This is a genomic window from Actinoplanes sp. NPDC048791 (assembly GCF_040650095.1).
In the GTDB taxonomy this organism is placed as follows: domain Bacteria; phylum Actinomycetota; class Actinomycetes; order Mycobacteriales; family Micromonosporaceae; genus Actinoplanes.
Map to the genome: position 1 here is coordinate 1 of NZ_JBEZGQ010001018.1, position 2960 is coordinate 2960.

Here is a 2960-nt window from a genome sequence, read left to right on the forward strand (position 1 = left end):
GGCCGCGAAGGCGTTCTGGGACGGCCTGTCCTACAGCAACAAGAGCTGGCACGTCCTGCAGGTCACCAGCGCGAAGGCGGCGGAGACGAGGGCGGCGATCTGCCGGGCCCCCGCGGCCTCGAAGTGGGTGTGGTCGTTGCAGAAGAAGGCACCGACCGCGCCGGCGCTGTAGTCGCCGTTGTTCGGGCACAGCTTCAGCGAGTTGTACAACGCGACGCTGCGCTGGTGCAGGTCGATCAGCGGCACGCCGTTGGCGGTGGCGGCGCTCCGCGTCTCGGCGAGGAAGCCGCGGTTGCCCACCGCGGTGCTGCCACTGCAGGTGATCGCGGCGACCGGGGTCACGAAGATCGGCCTGGCGCCGCGCGCCTTGGCGGCCTGGGCCATCAGGCCGAGCAGTTGCTGGTAGCGGGCGGCGCCGACGTGCCGGGGACAGGCGGAGTCGCCGTCATTGATCCCGAACTGGATGAACAGATAGTCGCCGGCCCGCATCCCGTTGGTGGCATCGAGCATGGCGGTCCACCGCGAGCTGTAGGTGGCCGGGCTGACGATGCACTCGCCGGCGGCGTTCTTGGTGCCGGTGACGTTGCCTTCGTAGAGCCAGGTCTGGATGCTTCGGCCGCCGACGGCGCTGTTCTGCACGGTGACGTCGCTGGTGAAGTACGGCGCGAACTGGCTGCCCCAGCCGACCGGGCAAGCGCCGGCGTTGGCCATGGTCGAGTCCCCGGCCATCCAGATCTTGACCCGCCCGGCCGGTGCCGACGGCGAGGCCGGCGGGGTGCTCGGGCCGGTACAGGGCGTCGGCGACGGTGTGCCGGGGGTCGGCGAAACGGTGCCGCCGGGCGGTGACGGTGTGCCGGCCGCACCGGTGCACGGGGTGCCGTTGAAGGTGAACGACGCCGGTACGGGGTTGCTGCCGGTGTGGGTGCCGTTGAAGCCGAACGTGACGGAGGCCCCGGACGCCACCGCGCTGTTGTAGCTCAGGCCGGTGGCGGTGACCGCGGACCCCGCTGCCGTGACCGTGGCGTTCCAAGCCTGGGTGATGCCCTGGCCGGGCGCCATCGTCCAGCCGAGCGTCCATCCGGTCACCGCGTCGCCCAGGTTGGTGAGGGTGACGTCGGCGCCGAATCCCGTACCCCACTGGCTGGTGATCTTGTAGTCGACGCGGCAGGCCGGGGCCGCCGCGGCCTGTGCTGTGGTGATGCCGACGCTGCCGGCCAGCACGGCCAGGGTCGTGGTGGTCAACAGCGCGAGGCGCCGCCGGGAAGGCGTCATGGAGTGCTCCTGGGTGACAAGGCCGTCAAGGCGGCGGTGCATGCCGTGCCGTTGAGGGCGAAGCCGGTCGCGTCGCTCTGCGCGGTGTCCGCGATGAAGCCGAAGCCGGTGGCGCCGCCCGCGGGGATCTGTCCGTTCCAGGCGACGTTGACCGCTCCGGCGCTCGTGCCGGACTGGGTGGTAGTGGCGCTCCACGCCTGGGATATCTGCTGGCCGGCGGGCAGCGTCCAGGTCAGCGTCCAACCGGCGACCGGCGCGGTCGACGTGTTGCGGATGGTGACGTCGAACTGCGCGCCGCCGCTCCACTCGCTGGTCTTGACGTACGTGATCGCGCACGCACCGGCCGGCGGGGGCGGCGTCGCCGACGGGGATGCGGTCGGGGTGCCGGTGCCGATTCTCTCGGTGATGATCGGGGCGAGCCGGGCCGCGATGGCCTGATGACCGGCGTCGTTGGGGTGCACGTTGTCACTCAGTCCGCCGGCGGGCACCCAGCCGTCGGTGGGCACGAAGAAGGTGTTGCGGTCGCCGGCGGTGGTGACGGTCTGCACGGCCGCCTGAGTCTGCGCGGCGTACCGCTTGGTGAAGGTCTGCAGGGCGAGGATCGCGGCCTGCGGGTATCGGGCCCGGATGTCGCGCAGCAGCTGGGTGTAGACGGTCTGGAACGTGGTGCTGCTGACGCCGTGCCCGACGTCGTTGGTGCCGAGGTTGATCACGACGGCGTCGGCCCGGTACCGGGTGAAGTCCCACAGCGGTGACCCGGCCGCGGTGTTGTTGCGCAGGAACCGGTCGGCCATGCCGGTGCAGCCGTCCGCCGCGCTGACCAGGCAGGCCCCACCCTCGGCGATCTGCGTGTGCGCCGCGCCGAGCCGCTCACCGGTCAGCCACCCGTACGCGGTGAGCGCGTTCTTCGACGAGGTGGTGCCGACGGTGATCGAGTCGCCGATGAACTCGACCAGCCGGGCGGGCCGGGGCGGGGCGACCGTGGTGGCGCCGCTGTCGAGCACGAGCCCCTGGAAGACGGCGTCGCCGTGGTACGAGCCGGCGACCACACGGTAGGAGACCCGCAGCGTGTGGTTACCGGCCCGCAGCGGTGCCGGGGTGAGGTTGACCGTGCCGCTGACGTTGCGCAGGTAGACATCGGCGGCGCCGTCGATGCTGTAGTAGAGGTCGATCGCGGCCCGCTGCCTCAGGGCGACCCTGGTGCCGGTGAAGCCGGTGACGAGATAGGCGCCGGCGAAGTGCGGCACGACGGCGGCGGGGTTCGCGGTGTCCCAGCGCCCGTAGAAGGCGATGTTGGGGTCACGCGGTGAGCCGTCGCCGGCGGCCGCCTGCGCCGCCGGGGCGAGCAGCCAGCCGGTGAGCGCGAACAGCAGCGCCGCGAGGGCGAGGACCAGGACGTTCAGCCGTCGTCGCACCGGATCGACTCCTCACGGTTGGGAGCGCTCCCAACCGGGAGCTGGCCCCATCGTCAGTCATCAATCGATGCTTGTCAATCAATGTCCGCCGCGGGTCAGTCCTCGCGGGGCACCGACAACGGGTGGCGGTCCGCGTCGCGTTCGGCCAGCCGCTGCACCGCCCGCCGGTACTGCGGCCCGGTGATCTCGCCGTCCAGCAGCTGCCGGGCCAGGACACCCTCCAGCGTCTCCGGCACCGCCGGCCCGGGCACCACCACGGCCTCGGCCGGCTCG

Annotated in this window: 2 protein-coding genes and 1 pseudogene; 1 reads left to right on the forward strand and 2 read right to left on the reverse strand. The window is 71.9% G+C overall.

All coding sequences use genetic code 11. The annotated features are described in order from the left end of the window. The first annotated feature begins 25 nt into the window (after nt 1–25). On the forward strand, nt 26–172 hold the full coding sequence (locus tag AB0C29_RS41425) for a hypothetical protein (protein ID WP_360832737.1): 147 nt from the start codon (nt 26–28) through the stop codon (nt 170–172). Here AB0C29_RS41425 and AB0C29_RS41430 read toward each other — a convergent pair. Beyond that, a pseudogene (locus tag AB0C29_RS41430) lies at nt 118–1314 on the reverse strand (cellulose binding domain-containing protein); the annotation flags it as partial. The gene AB0C29_RS41425 and the pseudogene AB0C29_RS41430 sit on opposite strands and share 55 nt — an antisense overlap. Continuing rightward, the gene (locus AB0C29_RS41435; protein ID WP_360832734.1) at nt 1269–2687 is read right to left on the reverse strand and encodes a cellulose binding domain-containing protein; all 1419 of its coding nucleotides are present in this window, start codon (nt 2685–2687) and stop codon (nt 1269–1271) included. The pseudogene AB0C29_RS41430 and the gene AB0C29_RS41435, both read right to left, overlap by 46 nt. Nucleotides 2688–2960 lie beyond the last annotated feature (273 nt).